Source organism: Helicobacter saguini (assembly GCF_000762875.2).
GTDB lineage: Bacteria > Campylobacterota > Campylobacteria > Campylobacterales > Helicobacteraceae > Helicobacter_A > Helicobacter_A saguini.
Genome location: NZ_JRMP02000010.1, coordinates 63,871 through 90,002, shown reverse-complemented (window position 1 = coordinate 90,002; position 26,132 = coordinate 63,871). Strand labels below are relative to the sequence as shown.

General features: G+C 34.8%; 21 protein-coding genes. 7 read left to right on the top strand and 14 right to left on the bottom strand.

Annotated features, from left to right (window positions below; all coding sequences use genetic code 11):
• The 10 genes from LS64_RS07440 to LS64_RS07395 all read right to left on the bottom strand — a co-directional run.
• A partial coding sequence (locus LS64_RS07440) for a vacuolating cytotoxin domain-containing protein (protein WP_138127297.1) occupies positions 1-4,113 on the bottom strand: 4,113 nt, incomplete at its 3' end.
• Positions 4,114-4,227: 114 nt separating this feature from the next.
• Positions 4,228-5,109 (bottom strand): DMT family transporter, encoded by an 882-nt coding sequence (locus LS64_RS07435; RefSeq protein WP_034572204.1) that lies wholly within the window; start codon positions 5,107-5,109, stop codon positions 4,228-4,230.
• Positions 5,110-5,527: 418 nt separating this feature from the next.
• On the bottom strand, positions 5,528-7,522 hold the full coding sequence (locus tag LS64_RS07430; RefSeq protein WP_034572207.1) for a sulfatase-like hydrolase/transferase: 1,995 nt from the start codon (positions 7,520-7,522) through the stop codon (positions 5,528-5,530).
• A 17-nt stretch (positions 7,523-7,539) separates the two neighbouring features.
• The gene (locus LS64_RS07425; protein WP_034572209.1) at positions 7,540-9,501 is read right to left on the bottom strand and encodes a sulfatase-like hydrolase/transferase; all 1,962 of its coding nucleotides are present in this window, start codon (positions 9,499-9,501) and stop codon (positions 7,540-7,542) included.
• Positions 9,479-10,969, bottom strand: coding sequence for a sugar phosphate nucleotidyltransferase (locus tag LS64_RS07420; RefSeq protein WP_034572212.1), 1,491 nt, complete (start codon positions 10,967-10,969; stop codon positions 9,479-9,481). Before LS64_RS07420 ends, LS64_RS07425 begins: the two co-directional genes overlap by 23 nt.
• Positions 10,966-11,811 carry a YidC/Oxa1 family membrane protein insertase gene (locus LS64_RS07415; protein WP_034572215.1) on the bottom strand — a complete coding sequence of 282 codons (846 nt, stop codon included), beginning with the start codon at positions 11,809-11,811 and terminating at the stop codon, positions 10,966-10,968. The genes LS64_RS07420 and LS64_RS07415 overlap by 4 nt, the downstream gene beginning before the upstream one ends.
• A gap of 6 nt (positions 11,812-11,817) precedes the next feature.
• Positions 11,818-13,950: a CDP-glycerol glycerophosphotransferase family protein gene (locus LS64_RS07410; protein ID WP_081948329.1), complete on the bottom strand. Its 2,133-nt coding sequence runs from the start codon at positions 13,948-13,950 to the stop codon at positions 11,818-11,820.
• Between the two features lie 35 nt (positions 13,951-13,985).
• The gene (locus tag LS64_RS12795) at positions 13,986-14,216 is read right to left on the bottom strand and encodes a hypothetical protein (protein ID WP_118977143.1); all 231 of its coding nucleotides are present in this window, start codon (positions 14,214-14,216) and stop codon (positions 13,986-13,988) included.
• 63 nt (positions 14,217-14,279) lie between these two features.
• Positions 14,280-14,633, bottom strand: a complete 354-nt coding sequence (locus tag LS64_RS07400; protein WP_052062618.1) for a hypothetical protein — start codon at positions 14,631-14,633, stop codon at positions 14,280-14,282.
• A 45-nt stretch (positions 14,634-14,678) separates the two neighbouring features.
• Positions 14,679-16,076 carry a PhoH family protein gene (locus LS64_RS07395; protein ID WP_034573060.1) on the bottom strand — a complete coding sequence of 466 codons (1,398 nt, stop codon included), beginning with the start codon at positions 16,074-16,076 and terminating at the stop codon, positions 14,679-14,681.
• 108 nt (positions 16,077-16,184) lie between these two features.
• Between LS64_RS07395 and gltX the strand changes: the two genes are divergently transcribed.
• The 3 genes from gltX to LS64_RS07380 all read left to right on the top strand — a co-directional run bounded on the left by gltX (position 16,185) and on the right by LS64_RS07380 (position 18,513).
• Positions 16,185-17,513, top strand: coding sequence for a glutamate--tRNA ligase (gene gltX, locus LS64_RS07390; protein ID WP_034573057.1), 1,329 nt, complete (start codon positions 16,185-16,187; stop codon positions 17,511-17,513).
• A gap of 89 nt (positions 17,514-17,602) precedes the next feature.
• Positions 17,603-18,202, top strand: a complete 600-nt coding sequence (locus tag LS64_RS07385) for a DMT family transporter (RefSeq protein WP_034573054.1) — start codon at positions 17,603-17,605, stop codon at positions 18,200-18,202.
• Positions 18,199-18,513: a DMT family transporter gene (locus tag LS64_RS07380; RefSeq protein ID WP_034573051.1), complete on the top strand. Its 315-nt coding sequence runs from the start codon at positions 18,199-18,201 to the stop codon at positions 18,511-18,513. Before LS64_RS07385 ends, LS64_RS07380 begins: the two co-directional genes overlap by 4 nt.
• Here the strand turns inward: LS64_RS07380 and LS64_RS13245 are convergent.
• The 4 genes from LS64_RS13245 to LS64_RS07355 all read right to left on the bottom strand — a co-directional run bounded on the left by LS64_RS13245 (position 18,505) and on the right by LS64_RS07355 (position 23,612).
• The gene (locus LS64_RS13245; protein WP_237416217.1) at positions 18,505-20,193 is read right to left on the bottom strand and encodes an ABC transporter permease; all 1,689 of its coding nucleotides are present in this window, start codon (positions 20,191-20,193) and stop codon (positions 18,505-18,507) included. The genes LS64_RS07380 and LS64_RS13245 overlap by 9 nt on opposite strands.
• 91 nt (positions 20,194-20,284) lie before the next feature.
• Entirely contained in the window at positions 20,285-21,529 is a 1,245-nt protein-coding gene (locus LS64_RS07370) for a type I glyceraldehyde-3-phosphate dehydrogenase (protein ID WP_081948364.1), read from the bottom strand.
• A gap of 76 nt (positions 21,530-21,605) precedes the next feature.
• A complete protein-coding gene (argB, locus tag LS64_RS07360) occupies positions 21,606-22,460 on the bottom strand; it encodes an acetylglutamate kinase (RefSeq protein WP_034573048.1) in 855 nt (284 codons plus the stop codon).
• Between the two features lie 36 nt (positions 22,461-22,496).
• Positions 22,497-23,612 carry an SEL1-like repeat protein gene (locus LS64_RS07355; protein ID WP_081948363.1) on the bottom strand — a complete coding sequence of 372 codons (1,116 nt, stop codon included), beginning with the start codon at positions 23,610-23,612 and terminating at the stop codon, positions 22,497-22,499.
• A gap of 61 nt (positions 23,613-23,673) precedes the next feature.
• Between LS64_RS07355 and LS64_RS07350 the strand changes: the two genes are divergently transcribed.
• From LS64_RS07350 to LS64_RS07335, 4 genes are all read left to right on the top strand, one after another.
• Positions 23,674-23,943 (top strand): metal-sensing transcriptional repressor, encoded by a 270-nt coding sequence (locus LS64_RS07350; protein ID WP_034573045.1) that lies wholly within the window; start codon positions 23,674-23,676, stop codon positions 23,941-23,943.
• Positions 23,944-24,035: 92 nt separating this feature from the next.
• Positions 24,036-24,311, top strand: a complete 276-nt coding sequence (locus tag LS64_RS07345) for a HypC/HybG/HupF family hydrogenase formation chaperone (protein ID WP_034573042.1) — start codon at positions 24,036-24,038, stop codon at positions 24,309-24,311.
• Positions 24,312-24,438: 127 nt separating this feature from the next.
• Positions 24,439-24,789, top strand: a complete 351-nt coding sequence (csrA, locus tag LS64_RS13815) for a carbon storage regulator CsrA (protein ID WP_052062617.1) — start codon at positions 24,439-24,441, stop codon at positions 24,787-24,789.
• Between the two features lie 21 nt (positions 24,790-24,810).
• Complete coding sequence (locus LS64_RS07335) at positions 24,811-26,109, top strand: glycosyltransferase (RefSeq protein ID WP_034573039.1); 1,299 nt, start codon at positions 24,811-24,813, stop codon at positions 26,107-26,109.
• Positions 26,110-26,132 lie beyond the last annotated feature (23 nt).

Sequence of the window (26,132 nt, the reverse complement as noted above, 5' to 3'; positions counted from 1 at the left end):
AGCTAGGCTTTGGTCAAGCTGAATAAGCATTAAAAGCTCGCTATTTTCGTTATAAAATAAATCTTTTAAAATGTTATAGCTATTTTTGCTCTCCTTTTTTAGTGCATTTATCCAGCTATTATTCCCACCTGCTTCCATATAAAGCACGCAATCAAAGCTGCTAGATTCAGCATTACATAATGGAATCTCACTCCCGCTAGGATTAAAAATCTCCTTTTTTATCACATTAAAGCCGATAACTTGTGGGGTTACAACCTTTTCTACTTGCAAATATTTGCCATCGATGTTGCCCCCTTGATAAGTGATAGTAAAGCTATTTTTCATTCGCTCTATTGCGTAGTCATAGCCACGTTCAGCTTCAGTAGCGTTTTTATCATTACCAAAGCCGCAATATTTTTCAGTGCCATTTATCTTACAATCAGCATATTTATCCGCTTGGCTTGGCTTTTCTATTTTAATCTCTTCATCACTTGGACGCCCTAAGATAGAATCATTATTCATATTTTCACCCAAAGGCTTTTCTACTTTTCCGCCATTATTAGAATCTACCTGCGACTTATCCATATCCCATGGGTTTTTAAGCCCGCCTTGCGTCCATTTGGTTTCTTGTTGGGTATCATTGCCTAAATTAGTTTCACAATCTGCATTATTACACTGCTCACCATTATTTTTTATCGTATTGATACTAGCTTGTCCATTTAGTCCAGCGGTAAATGTCGTGGTATAATCACCATAAGTATAAACATAATTAATTCTTGCGTTATTTACTTCTACAAGGCGATAAGTGTTACTATTCAAAGCGACATCGCCATCTTTTTTCAAACGCAGATTTGCCAAACTATTCGCACTTGTAATATCAGCTCGCATTCCGCCAACTTTACCCGGGCTTACATCGATATTAAATGAGCCATCATTTACGACTAGCTGCCCATTTCTAGATTCAGCAAGATTATTTACGTCTGATTGCACTCTAAAGACTATATTTCCTTCGTTATATACATTTCCTACTACTAATGTCTTGCTGCCAGCACCTATATCTATTGTATTATAGTTTTTTAAGTCGCCATTTATCCCTAGCTCTGCTGTTTGCCCTGTGGTGCATTGCTTTGTGCTTTCATCACATCTATTATCTAGCTTTATTACGCCATAGTTTCCTACTACGCCTTTTTCTAGTTTTGTTTGCTCTATTAATAGATTCCCTGCGTTTTTAGCACTTATTGCGTTATTATAGCCTTCAATGCCTATTTGTTTAATGCCAGGGAGCAACACATAGCTTTTATTATCACTTGTAGTAATATATGTCCCACTTGCATTTTGATTATCCGCTGTGATTTTATCTTTATTCTGCTCTATTAGATTTGCTAAATCACCTGCATTCATACTTTTTAGTGTTTTAGAATCTACATCTAGTTTTAGATATTTGCTAAAATCTTGATTGACATCAAAGCCTGTTGGACTATTGCTTACATTTATTGTCATTGCTCCTGCATTTACACTAGAGTTTTTTAAGTGCAATGTTTCATTTATATTTAACGCATTAGCAGTTATACGTGAGTTAGCAGTAATCCATAATTGTGTGCGTGTAGAAGTGATATTATTAAATATAGCATTACCTAAAAACGCATCTGCTCCTGCTATATCAAATTGATTTATATTTTGCTCTTTTATACTTTGTGCGTTTAAATATGAGCTAGCTCTAGCATTTACATAATTCATATTTAATATATCACCACCACCAGTAAACCATAATGCAGCGGCATCGCTTGTATTACTTGTGGCTATTTCTAAGCCTACGCTATTTATAAAGCTTTTACCTATATTAGATTCAAACCTAGATACTGCATCAAAGATTTGTGGATGAAGACTTGTAACTCTATCAAGTTTTCCTTTCCATATTGTTAAGTTATTAATATGAAAGTTATTTCCAAACACTGAGCCATAACGCATATACGCATCATCTATAACCTTTTCTCCTGTTACATTGCTAAAATCAAGCTTAGACTTATTTCCATCTATTAAGTCTGGTAATACCAAAGATATAGCTTCCATTTTGCCTATATACATATTTTGAGATTTTATATTTACAGAGTTACCAGCTCTTATACCAGCCTCAGTTTCATTTGTCCTGCCCTCTATGCTTTTTATATATACATTTTTAGTAGCACCTAAGTTTATACTACCACCACAGCTCTCAGTTATACATATATCTTGGGCGAAATTGATATTATTAATATTTATATTTTCACTTGCATATACATTTATATGATTTTGAGTTCTACCAGACATACTGCCTGTGATATTCACATTTTTACCATCTAAGACAAGATATGCCTTTGACGCACCTGTTACATTATCACCATCAAAATATACATTTTTAGCATTTATATCATAAGATGTAGCACCATCTTTTGCCTCGATTCTAAAATGGCTATCACTAATACCAGCAATTTGTGCACTCATAACTATATCATTTGCTACATTTAGTGTATTCTTAGCATAAAAATTTATAGTAGAGCCACTACCACCACCAGCCTGTCTAGTCAAAAGATTTATAATGTTTATAGAATCTTTTGCGATAGCATTAAATGTTAATGTCCCAGCATGAGAAGTCCCAGCAAAATCAGGTATCCAAAATTGCAAATTTCCTATATCAATTTTATTCGCACTAAGCTGCTGATTAGTATTCATACCCTTTCTTAAACGCAACATTTCAGCATAGAAATTCTGCACACCATTTTCAGTCTTTATATGCCCTTTTTGCATATCGCCGTGTAAATTCGTATCTTTTGCATAAAAATTAAAATTTGCTACATTTATACTCTCATCATTAAAATTTAAATTACTATAATTCGCAAAGCGTAAATCAAACGTCCCGCCATCACCATTTAACCCACTAAAATTTAAATTAGAATTTTTAGCATACACACGAAACACACCGCCATCGCCTGTTACATGCGTATTATTGATTGTTATCATTTCTGATTCATTATGGTTATTTTGATTACCTATATGGATACCAGAGTCTGCACCATCTACATTTCCTATACGCAGATTTGAATTATTTATCGTTATAGTCTTAGCTTGTAGTCTAGTAGCAGAGCCTTGCGTCCCAGCTCTTTTTACAAATATATTTAGGCTTTCCGCTGTAATATTCCCATTACGCAAAGCCCCACCTGTTACAGGTTGGCTAGTCCCATTGATATTAATAGTAGCACCACCACCTGTGGCTATACCATTACCACTTATCATATTTCCAGTAAGATATATATCTTTAGCGTAAAACTCAGCTTGTGTGAATCCTAAAAAACCATCTTTCCCAAAGTTTGTATTACCATTTACATTATTTGGATTTTTGCTATTATTACCTAGTATTAATGTGCCATTTAGAAATTCCATAGTTACTTCACAAGGAGTAAAGATAGTGCAAGCAGTCCTCCACGTATTCATATCCACGCTATAATAAATACCATCAGCATTCCCTTGATTAGTATTATTTTGCTGATTTTGAAAGTTGTAAATATAATTTGTAATATCTATCGCCGCATACGCACTACCACTAAGCAATAAAGCACTACCAAGCAATACCTTTATACTTTTAGATTCTATTACACTTGTAGATTTTCTTATATTTTTAGATTCTATAGAATCTAGCTTTTTTATCCTTTTTAGTGCTTTTTTATAGAATCTAGATTCTATATTTTTGTCGTCATTGCGAGACTTGTTACAAGTGTTTTGTGGCAAGGCGTGGCAATCCATACTTCGTTGAGCGGAATGCTTCGTTTTACTTACAATTACATCCTTATTTTCTTGTATAAAATCTATATCATTATAAAATTTAGAATCTAATCTTATTTTGCTTACAATAACTTTTTGACTATATTCCACATTCTGCACCACAGCAGAATCTATCTTATAATCTAGTCTAGATTTTGCAACAGGTGTTACCCCCCCCCCCCCGTTGCTACGCATTCTTAAACAAAAATGCACTATTTTATAGAATCTAGATTCCACACTGCCATTCTCTCTTATAGAATCTTTCACACTTTTTATAAATTTATAGAATCTAGATTCTACATAACAAACAATTTGACTAACCACACTTGAAACTCTCATCCTAAATCCCCCAAAAGACCCACAAAATAAAGTTCATAATTATACTACAAAAAACAAACATAATACAATTTCTATCATAAAAATACATATATATGACAATATTTTTAAAATGGTTTAGGGGGTTAGGCGGTGTTCGCTTAGGAGGACGCCAAAGATTGTGATTAGGCTGCCTAAGATTATGTAGAGTGTGAGGGGTTCATCTAAGAATATAAAGGCGGCAAAGATTGTGATTATGGGCGTTAGATAGACATAGATGTTTGTGTGGATGACGCCGATTAGTTGCGTGGCTTTGTTCCATAAAATAAAGCAGATTCCGCTTGAGAAAATGCCTAAAAATAATAAATGTGCTAGGGTTTTAGAATCTAATATTTTAGTATCAAAAGTTATGAAAAATAGAGCTGGTAGTATAAATAAGATTCCATAAAATATAATTTTTCTAGTGGAAAGTATTAAATTTTGTGAGTTTATTTTAGAAATAATTACCGCATAAACACCCCAGCTAAATGCACTAAGAAACGCCAAAATATCGCCCTTAATATTAAAATAGATTCTAAAATCGCCATTAAAACTAAGCAAAAAAATGCCAAAAATGCAAAGAAAAAAGCCCAAAAAGAAATAAATTTGCGGCTTTTCAATGCCAAAAATAAAGCTAATTAACGCACTAAAAAGTGGCGCGGTAGCGATAATCACGCTGACATTTGAAGCATTTGTGTGAATCATTGAAAGATTTAAAAAAAGATTATAAAAACAAATGCCAAATAGGGCGGCTAGGATATAGTTTTTTTCTTTTTGTAGAAATTTTAGTGGATTTTTAATGTCGTTTTTGGAAATATTAAATTTTGGATACATTATAAAAAGTGTAATATATCCTATGATAAATTGTAAAAATAATAACTCGAGCGGGTCAAAAGATTCTAAAAGTATCTTTGTAGAAATATAAAGTGATGACCAAATAAAAACGCTTAAAAAAGCGTAGAAATGTCCTAAAAAATTCATTTTTTTCCTTTTTATATATTTTTTTACCTTAAGGGTGGTAGTTTTTTAGAATCTTAAGTTGTTTCATCCTAAACGCCCACACCACCCTTTTTGGATGAAATTCCCGCCCACCACCCTTTTTTAATTAGTGATAGAATCTATTACGCAACATTCGCAGTTACACTCTTTAAATTAATCTATTCCCACCCTACCACCCATTTTTAAGATTAAGTTAAAGAGTGTAACTGCGAATGTTTTAGTCGGTAAATAGAATCTAGATTCTAAAATTTATAACCTAACGCCCACCCGACCACCCTATTTTTATAAAACATAGAATCTAGATTCTATAAACTAAAATATTTTCTTTTATCTATTCCCGCCCAGCCGCCCTTAAGGTTGTAAATATTTTATCCTGTCGTCCGCCCACCGCCCTATTTTTTCAATGCTTTATAGAATCTAGATTCTGTATTTTATTTATATCACTCTCTTTCACACTTTCCCAGTTTTTAGAATCATAAATATCTCCGCCTTTAAATATGTAAAAATCCTTTAAATAAAATTCGTTTTTGCCTTGCTTTTCTATTTCCCAGTCTTTGATTCTAAAGGTTAGAATATTTCGCTTTTTATCCAAATGCTTTAAGATATTAGAATCTACATTAGGACAGGGCGACAAATTAGCAATATTTTCACAATAAATACTTGCAATATCATAATTTACAATATTGCTAGAATCTATTTTTAGATTTCCTTTAGCATTAAAAGGTTTGTAAAAAAATGGAATTGTCAAATTGTAATGAATAGGCAATGCACTAGATTCTATGCCGTGGTCGCTTAGGATAAAAATCTGCGTATTATCATAAATATCTAAGGTTTTCATTTTTTCTATTATTTGATTTAGCATTTTTATAGCACATATTTCAGTATCTTTGTGATTATTTGTTGGTAGCGTAGGATTGCAGTTAGAATCTACGATGTAAGGCGGATGTGTAATGCTTAAGTGGAAAAACTTAAAAGTCGGCTTACTAGCGGTATTTGAGATAAAATCTCTAAAAGATTCCATAACGATATATGAGCCAAAGCCCACAGGTATATTTGTATTAAAAAACCACCTACCTTCTTTATATATAGCAGGTCGTAAAAAGTAGGGGACAAACTTAAAAATACCGATAGAAAAAAGCCTAGATAATGGAATCTTAGCATTATCATCTAGTGCAAAAGCAGTATCTTTATGTATGAGTTTATATATATCATCATATTTTTTAAAATCATAAGTTGTTTTATTTTTATCTTTTAGCAATGGATATAAGTCTTTGTAATCAAGTGGATAATCAAGTATATCGCCCACTTCATAATTAGAATCATAAAAGGCATTTAGGATTGAAGCATAGCCACGAGCTATTTCATTACTTAGTGAATCTTTTACTTTGCGGTTATTAATATTATAAGCGGTGTAATACTTTCCAGCGATAATGCTAGTCAAAGTAGGCAGTGTCGAGCCTGAAGTAGATATAGCATTAGGAAAATATGTAAATCCAGTAAAGTTAGCAAATAAATCTTTATGATTTTTATAATGCTCCTTAAAGTAATAGCCATCGGCTCTATCTAGGATTATTACTAAGATATTCTTTTGCGTTGTAGAAAAGTTAAATACAGGGTCTGTTTTTAGGTCGTCATTGCGAGAATTTGTGCTAACAAATTCGTGGCAATCTATATTATTTTGAAAATTAGATTCTATGTTACACATTTTTTCAATGGATTGCCACGAATTTTCTTGTGAAAATTCTCGCAATGACATATTTTTATGCGTTATAATATATTCTATAACCTTATAAATATTTAAACTTGAAATGCAAAACATTACAATAAATAGAACTTTTAGTGTGTTGATATAGAATCTAAATTTTAGTAAAAAATATCCTAAAACAATGCAACAAATAATCACAAAAATATCAATTACCCTTTGCGTCTTGCTAACACTAGGCAACTTATCAAAGATAAAATAACTCATAAGCCCATAATCACCCACAAAAATAAATGTATAACAAAAGCCAACAAGCAACAAAATATTAAAAAATATCACAATAAATTTATAGAATCTAAAGCCATTAAAAAAGCTACACAAATAAATTAGCGAAAAATAAAGTAGCAAAAATGAGCCAAAAAGCACTAAAATTGTCGGCATCATATACTCTAGCTCAAACTCATAAAGTCCGCTAACATACACATTTAAGGGCGAAAATACAAGTAGCATAAAGGAGATATTTGCTAAAATCCATTTTGTGATAGAATCTTGTTTGTGTGTGGCGAAATTTTGGTCGTTAGAATCTTTTTCATTTATAGAGGCGGCGTTTAGGTTTTTAGATTCTATAATACTATTAGAATCTTTTTTATCTAAAGTAACATTTTTATTTGTAGAATCTAGCCTATTTTTCATTATTTATTTCCTTAATATTAGAATCTAAAAGTGATAGAATCTAGATTCTGTATTTTATTTATATCACTCTCTTTCACCACTTCCCAGTTTTTAGAATCATAAATATCACCGCCTTTAAAAATGTGGTAATCATCTATTTTTATAATTTTGCCTTTTGGCGTATCTTTTTGCGGGACAAATTTATAGGTTAGAATCTTTCTTTCACGCGAATTTTCCAAAATATTAGAATCTACATTAGGACAAGGCGATAAAGCCGAAATATTTTCGCAATAAATACTTGCAATGTCGTAATTAACTACATTTGTAGAATCTATTTGCAGATTATCACTCGCATTAAATGGCTTATAAAAAAGCGTTGCGGCGTGATTTAATTTTGAAGGCAAGGCAAAAGTTTGCATCATCGCCCCGTGGTCGCTTACAATGAAAATTTGCGTATTATCATAAATATCAAGTTTTTTCATTTTTTCAAACACATTTGCTAGGATTTTCAAAGAGCAAATTTCGGTTTGCTTATGAGCATCCATCATATCACGCTCCTTATTTGTAACGACATATTTGCAATTAGAATCTACAAAGTAAGGATTATGCGTTACATCAAAATGGAAAAATTTAAATGTGGGTTTATTTTGCGTATTTGAAATAAGCTTTTGAAATGCGTCCATTTTAGCGATTGAATACACTTGAGCGTAACGAGTATTAAATAGCCACGCACCACCTTTATAAATGCTAGAGCGAAACGAATATGGCACAAATTTAAATACAGAAACTGAAAATAGATTTGCCAAAGGAATAGGATTTGAAATAAGATTTTTTAGCTCGTCTTTATGAGCTTGTCGATATAAATTTTCATATTTTGTAGCATTAAAAATTATATTGTTAGAATCTTTTACCAAAGGCTTAAAATATCGCTCATCTAGTGGATTATCTAAGATTGCCGCTATATTAAAGCTAGAATCATAAAAGGCGTTAAAAATCATAGCAAAGCCTTTTGCTATTTCTTCTTGCACTGAATCTATTTGGCGATGATTGATATTATAGGCTGTGTAGTATTTCCCTGCTATTACGCTTGTTAAAGTTGGCAGGGTAAAAGTGGAAGTTGATAGTGCGTTTTTATAGAATCTAAAGCCTTTAAAAGAGTTAAAAAGATTATCATATTTTTTAGATTCTATATGCTCTTTCATAAAGTAGCCATCGGCGTTGTCTAGTAAAATTACTAAGATATTCTTTTGCGTTGTAGAAAAGTTAAATACAGGGTCGCTTTGTTTAGAATCTAGATTCTGTATTTTGTTAGAATCTTCTTTTTGGATTGCTTCGCTATCGTTCGCAATGACAGGAGTAGATTCTATATTTTTATGCGTTATAATATATTCTACAACCTTATAAATATTTAAACTACTAATGCAAAACATTACAATAAATAGAACTTTTAGTATGTTGATATAGAATCTAAATTTTAGTAAAAAATATCCTAAAACAATGCAACATATAATCACAAAAATATCAATTACCCTTTGAATCTCGCTAACACTAGGCAATCTATCAAATATAAAATAACTCATAAGCCCATAATCACCAACAAAAATAAATGTATAACAAAAGCCAACAAGCAACAAAATATTAAAAAATATCACAATAAATTTATAGAATCTAAAGCCATTAAAAAAGCTACATAAATAAATTAGCGAAAAATATAAAAGTAAAAATGAGCCAAAAAGCACCAAAATCGTAGGCAACATATAATCTAGCTCAAACTCATAAAGCCCACTAACATACACATTTAATGGCGAAAATACAAGTAGCATAAAGGAGATATTTGCTAAAATCCATTTTGTGATAGAATCTTGTGTGGTGGCGTTTTGGTTGTCATTGCGAGATTTAGATTTGTTAGAATCTAAATCGTGGCAATCCATTTTAGAATCTTTTGTGTGGATTGCTTCGCTATCACTCGCAATGACTTTATTTGTAGAATCTAGTTTCATTATTTATTTCCTTAATATTAGAATCTAAACGCGAAATATATTCACGCGCTAAGTCGAATCTATCGTAGATAAAGCCCCATAAAGCCCAAATATAGTTGCTTATTAGCATTCCACTTAAGACGTCTTTGTAGGTTAGAATCTTTGCGGATTCCACATTCCACATTTCCAAAAATTCCAAAATTTCGCCCTTGCTAAATTGCAATTCGCTACACATATTCCCTATTTCCCACTCTACGCACGATAGCCCAGCGTATTCAAAATCAATGAATTTAATATCACTGCCATTAAACATAATATTTGGCATTTGCAAATCGCGATGGCAAAGCACAAATTCCTTAGAATCTAAGTTACGCGCAATATCCATTAACTTTTTGTGTTCCAAAGTCGTTAAGATTCTAACATTTGTTAGTTTTTCATATTTTGCTATCTCTTCACTTAAAAAATATCGCGGAATATCCGCGTTTCTGCAATCAATGCTATGAAGTTTTTTTAGATTTTTTATCAATAATGGAAATATAATCTTTTGATTTTTTAAATCTTTACTAGATAAGATTCTATAGCCTTGCAAAAAATCGCTTAATTTTATAGTATCAAAAAACTCACTTTTAGGCGTAATATCTAAGCCCTGCAAAAGCCCTAAAACACGCTTTTCTACATTTATATCAATGATATTTTCTAAGCCCAAACGCGAGATTCTAATCACTTTATTTTCTTTATTGAATCTTATTTTATAATTAATATTTGTAATACCGCCTAGCCTTTGTATTTTGGCATTTTCACTGCATTGCATTGCAATATCTTGCGGCGTTAGTAGATTATTTCTTAACGCGTCTTTAAAACTATCAATTTCTACATAAAAGTTAGCACTAAAGCAGTAAAAATCAATTTTTTTAAGGCTATTTAAAATGCTATATTCCCAGTATTGATTATCATCGATTTTATCAATCTCATTTTTTAATATCGCAATATCACTTTCATTATCTAAAATCGCCACGCCATCGCCAAAGCCATTAGTCGCATTTAAATCAATATCTAAAATCTTAAAGTTAGAATCTGTAATGTAGCCCCAAAAGCTATCTTGTGATTGCTTAAATTCTTGTGCGATAATTTGTGAAACATTCGCCCTTTTGTAGCTTAAAAAATCTTTTGTAAGATAAAGGTCAGCATTTAGTATTATAGTTCCTTTAGTTATCTCATCTTTGACTAATTTTAGCGATGCAGCCGAATTTTTTGTAGCGTAGTCTTTATAGATTATTTGTTTAAATTTTAGCCTTTTTGCTAAGGGCTTAAACATTTCCGCTTTATAGCCTGTAACGACTATTATGTCTTTTACACCGCTTTTTCGCAGTATATTTATCATATTTTCTAGTATGCTTATGCCTTTTATTTCAAGCAAGGGCTTTGGCTTTAAAAGTGTGAGTGGTTGCAATCTTGTCCCACGACCAGCGGCTAGGATTATTGCTTTCATACTTTTATACCTTTTGGAATAGGGTGGTGGGCGTTTTCACTTATAGGGTGGTGAGCGGCGTTTAGGATAGAATCTTCTTCACTTATAGGGTGGTGGGTGGGCGATAGGATATTTATAGAGTGGGCGTTTGGGATAGAATCTTGCAAATTAGATTCTATATTTTCATTTTTAGAGAGTATTTGCGTAGCAACAATCGTCTTTACCATCGCTATAAACATATTTACACACCAGTAAAGCACTAGGGCAGATGGCATATTATAAAGCAGCACAAGGAAAAGCAGTGAAATAGCCACGCCCTGCAAACGAGAGGCAAACTCACTAGATGTAAAATACACATTTATAAGTGTAAAAAGTGTCATCAAAAGTGGCAATAAATGAATGCTAAGTCCCGCAAGATTCAAACTATCAGGCAAACTCAAATCACTTATCCACAAAAAGCTTTTTTCTTTAAAACTATTAGAATCTTTTATCACCAAATACATTGCCCAAAAAAATGGAATCTGTAAGCTCAAGCCACCAAGACTTCGCAGTGCGTAAATGGGATGATAATGATTTTGCCTATAAAGCGTTTGTGTAAATGCGTAAAGTTTCGCACCTTTATACACGCTTTTCCACGCTTTGATTCTAGAATCTAGTTTTGCTTTTAGTGTCGCTTCTTGCGCTGCCTTTTTATCAGTGTAGAGAAATAGTTTAAAAAGAATTATATTTATAATAAGACTAGCCAAGATTACACCAGCCCCGCTACTCCTAGTCCATCTAATACACCTATCAAGTAGCCAAGATAGCACTTGCTCCAAAGGGAAAATACACACATAATATAAAACATCACTTATAATATTCATAACTTTTTACCTTTTTTTATCAATAATAGGGTGGTGGGTGGGCGATAGGATAGTAGATTCTGTAACTTTTTTAGAATCTGTTGTATGATTAGATTCTATATTTTCTTTAAAATCCAAAACATCATCAATAAACCTAAGATTATGATAAATATTAGAATCTAGTCTTGATAGCAAGATTTCTTTATGTATTTTTAGCAGTTCCAAAGCCGTAATTTCCGCACTTCTGCCTTGATATTTCCACAAAAGAGATTTCATTTCCTTTATATTATTTTGCAAACTTTTATCATTTAGGGCAGATTCTAAGATACTTGGCAAGGCTGGCAAATCAGCCACACTAATATTTTTTGCAATCTTAGCTAGCGCGCCCTTTACCCACGGCGTATCATAAATATCCTCCAAATCATAGCCTATGATATTAAAATGAAACTCCATAACCGCAAGTGGCTTTTCAAACAAGCATAAAAAGTCAAATAAGATTCCAGAGAAATCACCCAGCATAATATCCGCAACCTGCATCGCGTAAATATTATCGATATTTGTGTCGTAAGCGATATTTGCGTATCCTTTGGTTTGTTCTTTTATAGAATCTAATAGTGGCTTTTCGGCAATTAGGCTCTGAGGATGCGGGCGAATTATCACATTAAAATTAGATTCTAAAAGCGGCTTAATAATTGCCATTCCATACTTGCTAAGAAGTGCCTCACGCCCCCAAGATGGCGAAATAAGCACTATTTTTTTATTAGAATCTTTAAAGGTTTTATCGTATATAAAATCTTTGTTAGATTCTATATTAATAGTAGGGTGGTGAGCGGCGTTTAGGATAGAATCTTGCAAATTAGATTCTGTATTTTCATTTAATTTAGCATTCGCACTCTCAAACTTCGTATCAATCTTAAAAAAGGGTGGTCGGGTGGGAATAGATTTATATGAAGTTTGAGAGTGCGAATGCTGTATAGAATCTTTTTCACTTATATTGCGTTGGTTGGGCGTTAGGCTTTTAGAATCTTCTTTGACGTTATTAGAATCTTGTGCGTTGTTAGAATCTAGATTCTGTGTTTTTGTAGAATCTTCTTGTTTATTTATAATTTTATTATTTTGGGAAGTAGAATTTACCCACCCCCCTAACCCCTCTCCGCAAGGGATGGGGGAATCCATCTTCTTAGATTCCATATTTTTATTAGAATCTAATAACCTCCTAAGTTTCAAATCCAAAAAATCCAAATAAGTGCAGCCTGTAATCACAACCTTTTTGCGTTTTAAGCCCCGCTTTTGCTCGACAAGGCGAATAAAATCCGTGTGTATAGGCGAATTAGTAAAAACGCTATCAAAATAATCAAGGGCAAAAATCTCATAAATATCCACATGCGGCAGGGAATGGATAATGTGGCAGTAATGCTCAACACCCTTGCTACGCTTTATTTGCAGCACATCAAGCTGGGGCGTAGTCATTAGCACAATATCCGCCTTTAGCGCATTTAGCTTTAAATACGCCTTATTACTATCACCGATAAATTCGATAATATTTTGCGATTTATTAGAGAGCCTTAAAAGCGGGTCGTTTTCGCTACTTGTGTAATATGTATAAGGATAATTTATGCTTTCCAAATACGCGACAATAGGGTGAAACACGCTAAAATACTGCCGCCCCTCGTTATAAATCACAATGCCATGATTATTTTGTGTAAAGTTTCTAGGACGTTTAATAGGCGATAGGAAATTAGATTCTATAACTTTTTTAGAATCTTTTGTATGATTAGATTCTATATTTCCTAACTTTTTAGAATCTAAATTATCATTTTTGCTATTTTCATAGAATCTAGATTCTATATTTTCATTAGAATTAACATTCGCAGTTACACTCTTTGACTTAATCTTACAAGTGGGTGGTCGGGTGGGAATAGATTGATTCAAAGAGTGTAACTGCGAATGTTGTGAAAGATTAGTTTCCACAATATTATTAGAATCTTCTTCACTTATGGGCGATAGGTTTTTAGAATCTTGCAAATTAGATTCTAAGCTATCTTTAAAGTTTGCGTTATTAGAATTTTTTGTATGATTAGATTCTATATTTCCTAACTTTTTAGAATCTAAATTAGTATTTTCGCTATTTTCATAGAATCTAGATTCTACAAAACCCAAATTATATTTTATAAATTTATCAATTTCTTTAGAATCTAAATTCTCATTTTGGTGATTAGAGTGATATTCCCCCCCCCCCCCGTAGTATTAGTGGTATTAGCATTCTTAAACAAATCTAAGATTCTATAAAAACTACCCTTAAGAAAAAAAATAACAGAGGCAATGAGTGCGATAAAAGATGAGAGCAAAAGTGAGCCAGTCCCTGGGTCCAAATACGCAAACGCACTACCTGAAAAAATAAAAAACACCCACGCTAATTTCACCACAGGCCAACCTTAAAATTAAATAAAAAGACAACATTATATCTTAAAATCTATAAATTATAGAATCTAATTTTTATTTTTCAGTGTCTTTTCACGCAGTTGCCCGCACGCCGCACTTATATCTAGCCCCTTGCTCTCCCTAATTGTAGCCGTGATTCCACGCTCACACAAAAAGGAAGCAAAAGCTTCCAAACTTTTAGAATCTGGACGCTCAAACTCGCTATTTTCATGCGGATTAAAGGGAATCAAATTCACTTTTGCCTTAAAGCCATTTAGCAGCTTAACTAACGCACGTGCCGAGTCTAAATCATCATTTTTACCTTTCAAAACAAGATATTCAAACAAGATTCTATTGCGACTTTTAAGTGGGAATTTTTTTAAAGTCGAAAGCACTTTAGCGATGTTATAGACGCGATTCATCGGTATCAATTCGCTTCGCAGATTATCATTTACAGTGATTTAGATTTAAAAATTAGCATCAAACCAACTAGCCAAAATGCTGCGAATTGTGTGCTTAAATTGCAGTCCAAAGACAAAATCCTCACTTAAGGCTTTATTTAGCATACTTATTGCGCCATTACGCGTTTTGCTTAGATATGGATGGTCGATTTGATTATAATCGCCCAAAAACACAATGCGGCTATTCTCCCCGATACGCGTGCCGATAAGCTTAATCGTAGCATTTGAAGCGTTTTGCACCTCATCAAAAATCACAAACTTATTATGCAGGCTAATCCCCCTTGCGTGCGCGATGTCAAGCATCTCAATATTATGCTTTTGTAAGAAATAATATGTCGCCTCATCTTTGTCAAAGCCCTTTGCCTCGCCTTTATACTCAATGCGTTTCGCCTCGCTATGCTCTTTCAAAGATTCAATAATAAAATTGATACTAGAAAAAAGCGGATACATAAAATAGTGCAGTTTCTGGCTCTCATCGCCTTTACGAAAGCCTAGTTCAGCCTCTTTATCATTTGCGGTAATCGTATTTCGCAGGTAGATTATCCCATCGACTTTATTTAGCTTTTGCAGTGTCAGCCCTGCCAAAAGTGCCATCAAAGTCTTGCCGCTGCCCGTGCTACCTGTGATAATGCTAAGAAAATTTTGCGGATGGATAAGCAGGGCGTAGGCGAGTTTCTGCTCGATATTTAGCGGTAAAATGTAGGGCTTATTTTCCTTAATTATAGAATCTAAATCAAGGATTTCAAGGGCATTATTGACCTTTACGCCAAAGTATTTTCGCCCTGTGAAATAACGCGCACTATCGGTAAAATCGCACTCGCTAATCTCAAAAATATGCCAGTTTGTATGGGTTTTAAAATCGGGTGAAGATTCAAACTCGGCTTTATCACTTAGGTCGCGTTTTAATGTAATTTTAGTGATAAAATTTATCTCTTTTGGATTGCTAATTTGCCCATTTTTAAGGCTTTTTGCCCTTATTCCTTCACTCAAGCTCCGCACTTTCAAAGCAATATCATTTGTCAAAAGCACTAGGTTATAATCCTTTGCAATCTCTCTAATACGCGCGTCATTGTAGCCATAATCGCTACTTTGCGTCTTATATTTTTTACGCGTTATAATGTGAAGTGGAATCTTATAGCTTTGCGTTTTAAACTCGAGCGTGGCGATAAAATCGTCATTTAGCGGGGTGATAGATTCTATAGATTCTGTGTTTTGTTTAGAATCTTCAATGCAGCGGAAAAACTCACGAGCAAAATACCCACTCTCACTTTGCAAATCTTTCTTTCTATCAAGCTCTTCTAAGGCGACATCGCTTATAAAAATCATATCGCCACACTCAAACAAATGCACCAAATTATTCGTATCATCAAGGATAATCGAGGTATCAAGCAAAACTTTTCGCAAATATTTCCTTTAAATCTAAGTAGAATATAATTATAAATGATAATGTTAAATTCTAAATAATTCCATTGTAGAATCTAGATTCTAAAAATTTATCAAAAAGGCAAAGATATGTTACGATTTGCTCCATCTCCCACAGGCGATATGCACATAGGCAATTTGCGCGCGGCAATTTTTAATTTTCTAATGGCAAAAAAGTTACATCAAAAGTTTATCATTCGCATTGAAGACACCGATTTAGAGCGAAATATTGACAATAAAGATAAGGATATTTTGGATTTGCTTAAGGCGTTTAGGCTAAGTTATGATGATTTAATTTATCAAAGTGATAATTTTCCGCTGCATAGAGAGTTGGCACACAAGCTAATTAAGGAAGGCAAGGCGTTTTATTGCTATTGTAGCAAGGAGTTTTTGGAGAGCAAACGCGAGGAAGCACGGATTCAAAAAAAAGCTTTTCGCTACAAAGATGAATGGGCGGAGCTTGAAAAGGGCGACCGACAAACCAGCAATATTATAAGACTTCACGCAAATAAAGCCGTGCGTTTTAAAGACGAGATAAAGGGCGAGATTAGTTTCAGCGCGGGGGAAATCGATAGCTTTGTGATTATGCGAAATGATGTGCCGACCTACAATTTCGCCTGCAGCATTGATGATAAGGAGATGAGCTACATCATTCGCGGCGAGGACCACATTAGCAATACGCCTAAGCAGATTCTAATAAAGGAGGCGTTAGGCTTTGGGGCGAATGTGAAATATGCGCACCTGCCGATAATTTTAAATGATGAAAATAAAAAAATGTCAAAACGTGATGCGGCTTCAAGTGTCAAATGGCTAATTTCGCAGGGCTTAGAGCCGCAGGCTATTGCTAATTATTTGATAATTATGGGAAATTCAAGTGTGGAACGTGCGTGTGGCGAGTTATTTGATTATAATTCTGTGATAGACGCCTTTGATGTGGCAAATATTAGCAGTAACCCGGCGCATTTTGATTATAAAAAAATGTTGCAAATTAACCGCGATTTACTGCGAAAAAAACCTATTGAAAGTTTTTATTATTTGCTGGATTCTATAAATTTGAATGGTGCTAAGGAGGCTGATTTTAAGGACTTAATAACGCTATATTTAGGGGAGAGTAATAGTGTGGCTGAGCTTAAAACACATTTAGAAAACACCTTTAATTCTATAGAATCTAAAAGGGAAATGTGCGAGTTTAAGGATGAATTTGATAAGATTCTAGGGATTTTAAAAACAGATTCTAAAAACTTTGAATCTTATGAAGATTTTAAAAATCATTTAAGCACGAGTTTAAATCTAAAGGGCAAAAATCTATTTAAGCCCCTGCGAATACTGCTAAGTGGGCAACCCCACGGCATAGAAATCGATAAACTTTATAATGCACTGAAAGATAAAATGCAGTTGATTATAAATCATCATAAGTAAAAATTTTGTTTTTAATATTTATGATAGTGAATTATATTGATTTTTTTTATCAAATTTATAGTTGTATTATAATTTTAAAAGGAAAAACTATGCAAAATAGCAATACTAAAAATTTCAAAGTTACTAGCAATCTTGCTTGGTGCTTGGTTGTTTTAGGTGGGATTATCGAGTGCTTTTGGGTGAGTGGGCTGAAATATTCTAGCAATTTTTTGGAATATATTTTGACTGGCTTTGGCATTGCGATGTCGTTTTGTTGCGCTATGGTCGCGATGAAAAAGCTTGAGGTAAGCGTGTGCTACGCGGTATTTGTGGGCATTGGCACGGCTGGGGTTGTGGTGGCTGAAATGGCGATTTTCAATGAGCCTTTTTCGGCGCTAAAGGTCGCTCTTATTGGCATTTTGCTAGTTGGCGTTATCGGCTTAAAAGTTGTTAGCAATAGTAAAGACGAGGAAGTAATCGCTAGTGAATTTCGCCAGGATATGGGCATTGATAGTTATAAAAATACTAATAATATAGAATCTAAGTTAGAAAATTCGCAAGATTCTAATAACAAAGATTCTATAGAATCTAATTTGCAAAATAATATAGATTCTAAGAATTTTATAGAATCTAAAATAGAATCTAAAGGCAAAGATTCTAAAGATTCTCAAAATAAGGCAATTTTAGATTCTAAAAAGGAGAAAAAATGAGCTGGTTTTTTCTCATTTTAGCTGGGTTAATGGAAATTGTCGGCGTTATAACAATGAAAAAATTTGTCGAAACAAAACGCAAAATTTTTATTTTAGGGCTAATCGCGCAATTCGCCCTAAGCTTTGGCTTTCTCTCACAAGCAATGCAGGGCATTTCAATGGGCACAGCTTATGCGATTTGGACAGGCATTGGCGCTGGTGGTGGCGTGATTGTGGGCGTTTTATTTTTTAATGAAAGCAAGTCTCTAGCGAAGTTCTTTTTTTTATTTTTGATACTTTTTGCAAGTGTTGGGTTGAAATTTTTAAGCTAGTTGCATTGCATTTCTAGTCTTTTTATAGCGGTAATAGCTAATCCCAAAGCAAATCCAAAAGATTGCAAAAAGGGCGTAGAAGTGCGGCATTATCGCATTTAGCGTATCACTCATTTGATTTAGCCGCAAAAAGCCATTTATGCCGTGATATGCTGGCACGATTTGGATTAGCGTTTGCAGGACTTGCGGCAGCAGCATAATAGGGTAGATAAAGCCCATCATAAACACAAGCGGCATCGAGCTAAGCAGAATGATTTGCGTTGGCAGCGACTTGCTATACATAAAAGTGCCAAGCATCACGCCAAAACTCGCCGTCCCCATGATAAACATCAAAGCAAAACACCAAAATTCAAAGGAATTAGCAGTCGTATTAATTCCATAAACCTTGAAAAACACGCCAAAATATATCAAAAATAACAGCACATAAAGTATGGAAAATGTGAAAATTCGCGCACTAATTAGGTGGAAAATGGGCGCTTTTATAAAGTATGGAAGCTCGTTTGGTGCGTTTTTAGAATTTTGTGAATTAGATTCTATATTAGAATCTTTTTTGGAATTTAGATTCTGGGAAATGTTAGAATCTATATTATTTTGGGAATTAGATTCTATAATATTATTAGAATCTTGTAAATATTGCGAACTAGATTCTATACTTTTTTGAGAATCTAAATTCTTATAATCTTGCAAATTTTGCGAGTTAGATTCTATCATTTTGTTAGAATCTTGGTAATTAGATTCTATAATATTCTTAGAATCTATAGAATCTTGATTGTTAGAATTTATAGAATCTTGCGAGTTAGATTCTATCATTTTGGCTTTATTATTAGAATCTAAGCTATTTCGCAAATTAGATTCTGTAATTTTATTAGAATCTTGGGAAGCAGATTCTATCACTTTCACCAAATTATTAGAATCTTTAGAATCTTGCTTATTAGATTCTATAATATTTTGCGAATTAGATTCTATATAATTCTTAGAATCCCCCAAATTATAAATATTAGAATCTAATCCCCTAGAATCTTTCAAATTTCCTAATATTTTTTTTCGTAAAATATTCTGCCCCGCACTTTGTATCATTATCCCGGCTAATAACGTTTGATGTAAAATAAAAACCAAAATCGCAGCCAGTGCGTAGTTTATATAGCCCACAGATGGGTTAAACAAAGGAATTGAGACAAAATGCACGAGCGTATCATCATTTCCCGCACTTGTCTTGCCTAGCAGGGCGTTTCGCTTCATTTTGATTTCATTGCTAAAAAAAGTGCCGACATTATTTAGCCCCTCAATAATCGTGCCATAAATGAGAAAATAGCTCGCATCCGCACGATACAAAAGCTCGACAGGCACGCCCTTGTTGATACTTTTTTCAAAGCCATTTGGGATATTTAGCTGCCCATAGACCTCATTTTTCTCAAGCAGCTCCTTTGCGACCTGGTCGCTATCGGTCACAAACGCAACCTGCAAATTATCAGCGTTATTCACAAGGAAAATGAAGTCCTTGCTAAGCACACTATTGTCCTTATCAACCACGACAATACGCTGCTTTCGCACGATGTCCGCGTAGTAGGGCGTAGGGTAAAGGAAAGCGTAAAGGATTGAGCCAACAATCACCACAAACATCACGCTAACATTGCTAAAAAACGCCCTAAACTCGCAAATAACGACTTGTAAGAATGTCATTTGTCCCACTTTTGGTATAAATTTTTGTGTAATTTTAACATTTAAATATGGAATCTTTTACTGGATATTGCGAGTTTAGATTCTATAGAATCTATTTTAAAACATACTCGCCTAGGTCTAGGATTCTATTCGCATAGCCACTTTCATTGTCATACCACGACATAATTTTTAGCATTTTGCCGATTTTTAACGTCAAATCAACCGCGACAATACTGCTAAATGAACTACCCAAAAAGTCGCTGCTGACGCGATATTGCGTATCCATATTAAGAATGCCTTTCATAGAATCTTGCGCATATTTGCTAAACAATTCATGCACACTTTCCACACTAAAATCATCGCGCAAGTAGAAATTCAAATCCGCCATCGACACATCAATCACAGGCACACGTAGGCTTTGCCCATGGATTTTACCTTCAAGCTGCGGCAGGACGCGTTTAAGCCCGATAGCCGCACCTGTGGTAGTCGGTATGATGTTGCTTGCCGCAGCGCGCGAGCGGCGTTTGTCACTGCGATGCGCGTTATCTAGCAGGTTTTGGTCGTTTGTGTAGCTGTGAATGGTCGTCATCGCCGCACTTTCAATGCCAAAATGCGTATCCAAAATGTAGCAAATGGGCGCGATGCAATTTGTCGTGCAGGACGCATTTGAGATGATGGGCTCGCCTGCGTATTGCGTGTGATTTACGCCCAGCACGAAGGTCTTTGTGGCGTCTTTGGCTGGGGCTGAGATGATGACTTTTTTCGCGCCTTTTTTTAGGTGATGCTCCACGCTTTTAGAATCTAGGAATTTACCACTGCTTTCTATCACTATATCGCACTCGCCAAAGTCGATAGATTCAGGGTTTGCGTGGTTTGTGATTGTTATTTCTTGGTTGTTTATTACTAATTTTTGTGTTATAGATTCTGTAACTTTTTGGGGGGGAAAGTTAGATTCTATATTTATGGAATCTTTAGTGTTTTGTGGGTTGGATTCTGTGTTTTTAGATTCTATATTTGCGTGATTTTGCGTGTTTTTGGACGTTTCGCTTGTATTTTTAGAATCTTTAGAATCTATTTTTGCGTTTGTAGATTTTATGTTAGAATCTTGTGTATTTATTGACCTAGATTCTATGCAATCTTGCGTGTTTTGTGTCTTAGATTCCATATTTTTAGATTCTATAGAATCTAGTCTCACATCGCCCTTAAACTCGCCATGCGTGCTATCAAATTTAATCAAATACGCCAAAATCTCAAAACTCGCCACATCATTTATCGCCTTTATAGTATGCCCACGTCGCAGTGCTTCACGCAGGATTGTTCGCCCCATTCGCCCTAAACCATTGATACAAATTACCATTTTGCTAACCTAAATAATGTAATAAATTAGTGATTATAGCACTTTTATTGTGGATAGTTTTATGTGATTTTAGAATCTACCCATTTAATATCGCGGTGCCTATTCCGCGATTTGTGAAAAACTCTAATAGCAAACAATGCTCAATTCGCCCATCGATGATATGCACGCGGCTTACGCCATTTCGCACCGCGTGGATACAGCTATTAATCTTTGGAATCATCCCGCCATTTATGCTACCATCGCTAATTAATTTTTGCGCCTCCGCGATACTTAATTCACTAATAAGCGAACTTTTGTCATTATAGTCGCGATACACGCCCTCAATATCGCTTAAAAACACAAGCTTTTCCACCCTTAGCGCCTCCGCTAACGCACACGCCGCATCATCAGCGTTTATATTATAACTGCGATGGTCAATGCCTATCCCCACAGGGCAAATCACAGGGACAAAATCGCTATTTAGCACCGCATTAATAAGTGTGCTATCCACGCTTACCACACGCCCTACAAAGCCTAGAATCTCCCTATCCTTAGGCTCAACCTGCAGTATCTTGCCATCCTTGCCACTTAGCCCGCAGCTTTTCACGCCAAACTCGCTCAAAAGCCCGACCAACTCCTTGCTAATCTTATTTAGCACCATTTCCACAATCTCCATTGTAGGCAAATCAGTCACTCGCAATCCGTCCTTAAAAATCCGCTCAATTTGTGCGATTTTTAGCCATTTGTCAATCTCTTTTCCACCGCCATGCACGATTATAGGCTTAAAACCGATGCTTTGCAGTAACGCCACATCGCGTATTAAGCTCTTTTTAAGCTTCTCGCTCTCCATTGCACTCCCACCATATTTTATGATAATCACCTTGCCACGAAAATGCTGGATATAAGGCAGCGCCTCGATTAGAATCTTTGCTTTATCTTGGAGTTTTTTCATTACTTTTTCCTTTTAATTTATGCTATAAGGAGGCACTCACTTATTCCTCACCTCAATGCTTTCTGTGTCAATGATAGTTTCGGTGATTTCGTTATTATTTAGATTAGATTCTGTGTGGATTACTTCTTGTTCGACCTTTTTGCTGACTACTTCGCCATCTTTACTACACGACTTCTTATCACCCAAAGCGCAAGCACGCGATAAGTATTCATCGCCTATCATAGTATTGATTCTAACGCCCTCTCCTTGATAATACATCGCGCCCAAGTTATAGCACGCATTTGCGTGTTTCAAATTACACGACTTTGTATAAAGTCCCAACGCCTTGTAAAAATCCACATCCACGCCATAGCCCTTGTTATACATTATCCCAAGATTATAACACGCTTTCAAATGGTGCATATCACACGACTTCGTATAAAGCTCAATCGCACGCGGATAGCTCTGCTCCACGCCCCAGCCATAGTCATATAAGATTCCAAGATTATAACACGCCCCAGCCTTATTATCCGCACAAATACGCGTAAAAAACTCTCGTGCCTTATCATAATCCTTTGGTATCCCCTCGCCCTTTGCATACATCACGCCAACATTATCACAGGCATCATCGTGGTCTAGCTCGCAGGCTTTCATATACAAATCATGCGCCTTTGGATAATCCACCGCGCCCCCACGTCCATAAAACATAAGATTGCCAAGGCTATAACAAGCCTCCGCCTTATTCCCATCACACGCGGTGGTATAGAATCCACGTGCCTTTGCCTCATCACGCGCCACGCCTTTACCTTGATGATAAAGGAAAGCTAGATTCAAACAAGCGCCCGCATGCTCGGCATTACACGCCATTGTATAAAGCTCCAAACTCCTATCAAAGTCGCGGCTAACGCCCTGTCCCTCTTGATACAACACGCCTAAGTTATAACACGCATTCATTTCTTTCAAATCACACGCTAAACGCCAGAATCTCGCCGCCTTACCATAATCCTGCGGCACGCCATCGGCTACATAATATAAGTCGCCTAAAATGGAGCAAGCAGTCATATTTCCGCGATTGCAGTGGGCTATCACATTTTCGACATCGACTGCCTTTAGTGTGCTAAAGCCGCAAAAAATCGCGCCCAAAAATAGAAATAAAAAATATAGTTTTTTCATTTTCGCCCTTTACAATAGGGTATAATACCAAAAAATTGCCAAGTTATATTAAAGGAAATCTATGGAAAAAGACAATGCAAAAAGTATTCACAAACGCGTCAAAAAAATCATAGGGCAGCTAAATGCGATTGATAAAATGATAGATAGCGACGTGGCGTGTGTGGATATTTTGATACAAATTAACGCGGCAAAATCTGCGTTGCACAAAGTAGGGCAAATCGTGCTAGAAAACCATGTAAATTGCTGTGTGAAATCAGCAATAGATTCTGGAAATATAGAATCTAGCTTGGATGAACTAGCCCGGGCAATCGAGCATTTTTCTAGAATCTAGATTCTAATGGAAATGTTTGGTTTCGAGTATATTTTTTCTTGTTTTAGTATTTATTTTGATAATATTTTATATTTATTTTTTTGGGGATTATTATGTGTTTAGCTATTCCATCTAAGGTTATAGAAATCAAAAGAGATTCTAATACTGCGGTGCTTGATACACTTGGAGTAAGGCGAGAAGCAAGTCTTGATTTAATGCAGGATAATGTAAGTGTAGGCGAATTTGTACTATTACACGTAGGATATGTAATGGGTAAAATCGATGAAGAAGATGCAAAGGAAAGCTTAAAATTATACGCACAAATGATAGAAGCCATTAAAGAAGAAGACGAAGAAATTGAAGAGCTAAACAACGCCAATAGAATCTAGATGATTTTAGCTATTGTTAAATAAAGAACTATTAATACATAAGTAAAAACACACGAAATTATGGTATTATTAGCCTTTTAATTTGCAAATTTTGGTATAGAATCTAAAAAATTATTAGGACAAAAAAATGTTGATACTCTCAAGGAAGCAAGAAGAAAGCGTGGTAATCGGCAACGACATCATTATAAAAGTCGTTAGCGTGGATAAAGGCAGCGTCAAACTCGGCTTTGAAGCCCCACCAAAAACGCTAATCTTGCGCGCTGAGCTAACCGAAGCGGTAAAAAGCGAGAACACGCGCGCCACAGGCGAGAAGGTTAGCAAAGACATACTTGATGCACTAGGTGTGCAGCTTAAGACTAAGCGAAGCAAGGAGCTAAATGCAAAGGATAGCTTTAAAGCCCAGCTAGAAAAGCAAAATACTAAGCAAACAATAAGGATTGAAAAGCCGCCTACAAAGGCGAATAAAGGCTCACGCTAGATGTTTTAAGGTAAAAATATTGTGAAAAAAATTTACATACTTTTGCGTGATATTACTGAAAATGGCGGTGGAGAGCGAGTTTGTGCTAATTTGGCGAATGCTTTTAGTGAAGATTTTGGGGTGGATTCCAAATTGGATTCTAACTTAGATTCTAATGTGGCGGTTGAAAAGCGTGAAGATTCTAAAAATACTGAATCTAATAATTATAAAGTAGAAATTATTAGCTTTTTTAAAACTTTTGAAAAGTCGACTTTTGAAATTTTAGGAAATGTAAAAATCACATATTTAAGCAATCTTAGCACGATTAAAGGCAGCAAATTTAGACGATTTTTTAATAAAACAATTATTAGGATTTTACTAAGTTTTAAAGCTATAAATTATATAAAATCTAACTTACTTTCGAGCGAAAATATAGAATCTACAATTCTATCAAATGATGGCACTTTTATACCGATAAAAAAAATAAAAAATGTGAAATTACTGCGGCTGTGGCACATAAAGATTCCAAAGAAAAAAAAGAAAATATTCGATACATACGATACTTTAATCGTGTTATCTAGCAATGATTTAGTAAAATGGCAAAGCTATCATAAAAATGTGAAAGTTATACCAAATTTTTTGCCAACTTTTCCGCCACTTGAGAGCCTAAAAAATTTTGCTAAAAGTTATGAAAATGCTAACTTTTTGCAAGATTCTAATAATATAGAATCTAGTCAAAATAACTTAGATTCTAAAAATTTAGATTCTAAAAAACATAGCAATTTTATAGAATCTAAAAGCAAAAAAAATAAAAAAATACTCCTTGCAGCTGGGCGTTTTACGCACGAAAAGGGCTTTTCGCGTTTGATTGATATTTTTAGCAAAATTATAGAATCTAACCCCGAAATTAGGGCGAGTTGGGAGCTTCATATCGTTGGCGATGGTAAGTTGAAAACAGAACTGACAAGCCAAATCGCACTTTTAAAAATGCAAGATTGTATAAAACTTCTGCCCTTTGCTAAAAATATGGCGACACATTACGAAAATGCCGATATTTACGCACTTTCAAGTTTTCATGAGGGCTTTGGAATGGTTGTTTTGGAGGCGACTAGTTTCGCACTTCCTTGCGTTGCGTTTGATTGCATTGCACGCGAGCTAATCGATGAGGCTAAAAGTGGCTTTTTAATCCCGCAAAATGACACGCAAATGTATATGCAAAAGCTACTTTTGCTAATGCAAGATTCTAAATTAAGGGAAAAAATGGGGCAAAATGCTAGAATCTTAGCTCAAACCAACTTTAGCAAAGAGGCAATTTTACCCTTGTGGCAGGAGATTTTGTAAGAATTTAATGAAGTTAGCAAAAG

Excerpts from the sequence above, each read along its gene's own strand:
- LS64_RS07435 (WP_034572204.1), bottom strand. The coding sequence starts at position 5,109 with ATGAATTTTTTAGGACATTTCTACGCTTTTTTAAGCGTTTTTATTTGG.
- LS64_RS07430 (WP_034572207.1), bottom strand. The coding sequence starts at position 7,522 with ATGAAAAATAGGCTAGATTCTACAAATAAAAATGTTACTTTAGATAAA.
- LS64_RS07425 (WP_034572209.1), bottom strand. The coding sequence starts at position 9,501 with ATGAAACTAGATTCTACAAATAAAGTCATTGCGAGTGATAGCGAAGCA.
- LS64_RS07420 (WP_034572212.1), bottom strand. The coding sequence starts at position 10,969 with ATGAAAGCAATAATCCTAGCCGCTGGTCGTGGGACAAGATTGCAACCA.
- LS64_RS07415 (WP_034572215.1), bottom strand. The coding sequence starts at position 11,811 with ATGAATATTATAAGTGATGTTTTATATTATGTGTGTATTTTCCCTTTG.
- LS64_RS07400 (WP_052062618.1), bottom strand. The coding sequence starts at position 14,633 with ATGAATCGCGTCTATAACATCGCTAAAGTGCTTTCGACTTTAAAAAAA.
- gltX (WP_034573057.1), top strand. The coding sequence starts at position 16,185 with ATGTTACGATTTGCTCCATCTCCCACAGGCGATATGCACATAGGCAAT.
- LS64_RS07385 (WP_034573054.1), top strand. The coding sequence starts at position 17,603 with ATGCAAAATAGCAATACTAAAAATTTCAAAGTTACTAGCAATCTTGCT.
- LS64_RS07380 (WP_034573051.1), top strand. The coding sequence starts at position 18,199 with ATGAGCTGGTTTTTTCTCATTTTAGCTGGGTTAATGGAAATTGTCGGC.
- LS64_RS13245 (WP_237416217.1), bottom strand. The coding sequence starts at position 20,193 with ATGACATTCTTACAAGTCGTTATTTGCGAGTTTAGGGCGTTTTTTAGC.
- LS64_RS07370 (WP_081948364.1), bottom strand. The coding sequence starts at position 21,529 with ATGGTAATTTGTATCAATGGTTTAGGGCGAATGGGGCGAACAATCCTG.
- argB (WP_034573048.1), bottom strand. The coding sequence starts at position 22,460 with ATGAAAAAACTCCAAGATAAAGCAAAGATTCTAATCGAGGCGCTGCCT.
- LS64_RS07355 (WP_081948363.1), bottom strand. The coding sequence starts at position 23,612 with ATGAAAAAACTATATTTTTTATTTCTATTTTTGGGCGCGATTTTTTGC.
- LS64_RS07350 (WP_034573045.1), top strand. The coding sequence starts at position 23,674 with ATGGAAAAAGACAATGCAAAAAGTATTCACAAACGCGTCAAAAAAATC.
- LS64_RS07345 (WP_034573042.1), top strand. The coding sequence starts at position 24,036 with ATGTGTTTAGCTATTCCATCTAAGGTTATAGAAATCAAAAGAGATTCT.
- csrA (WP_052062617.1), top strand. The coding sequence starts at position 24,439 with ATGTTGATACTCTCAAGGAAGCAAGAAGAAAGCGTGGTAATCGGCAAC.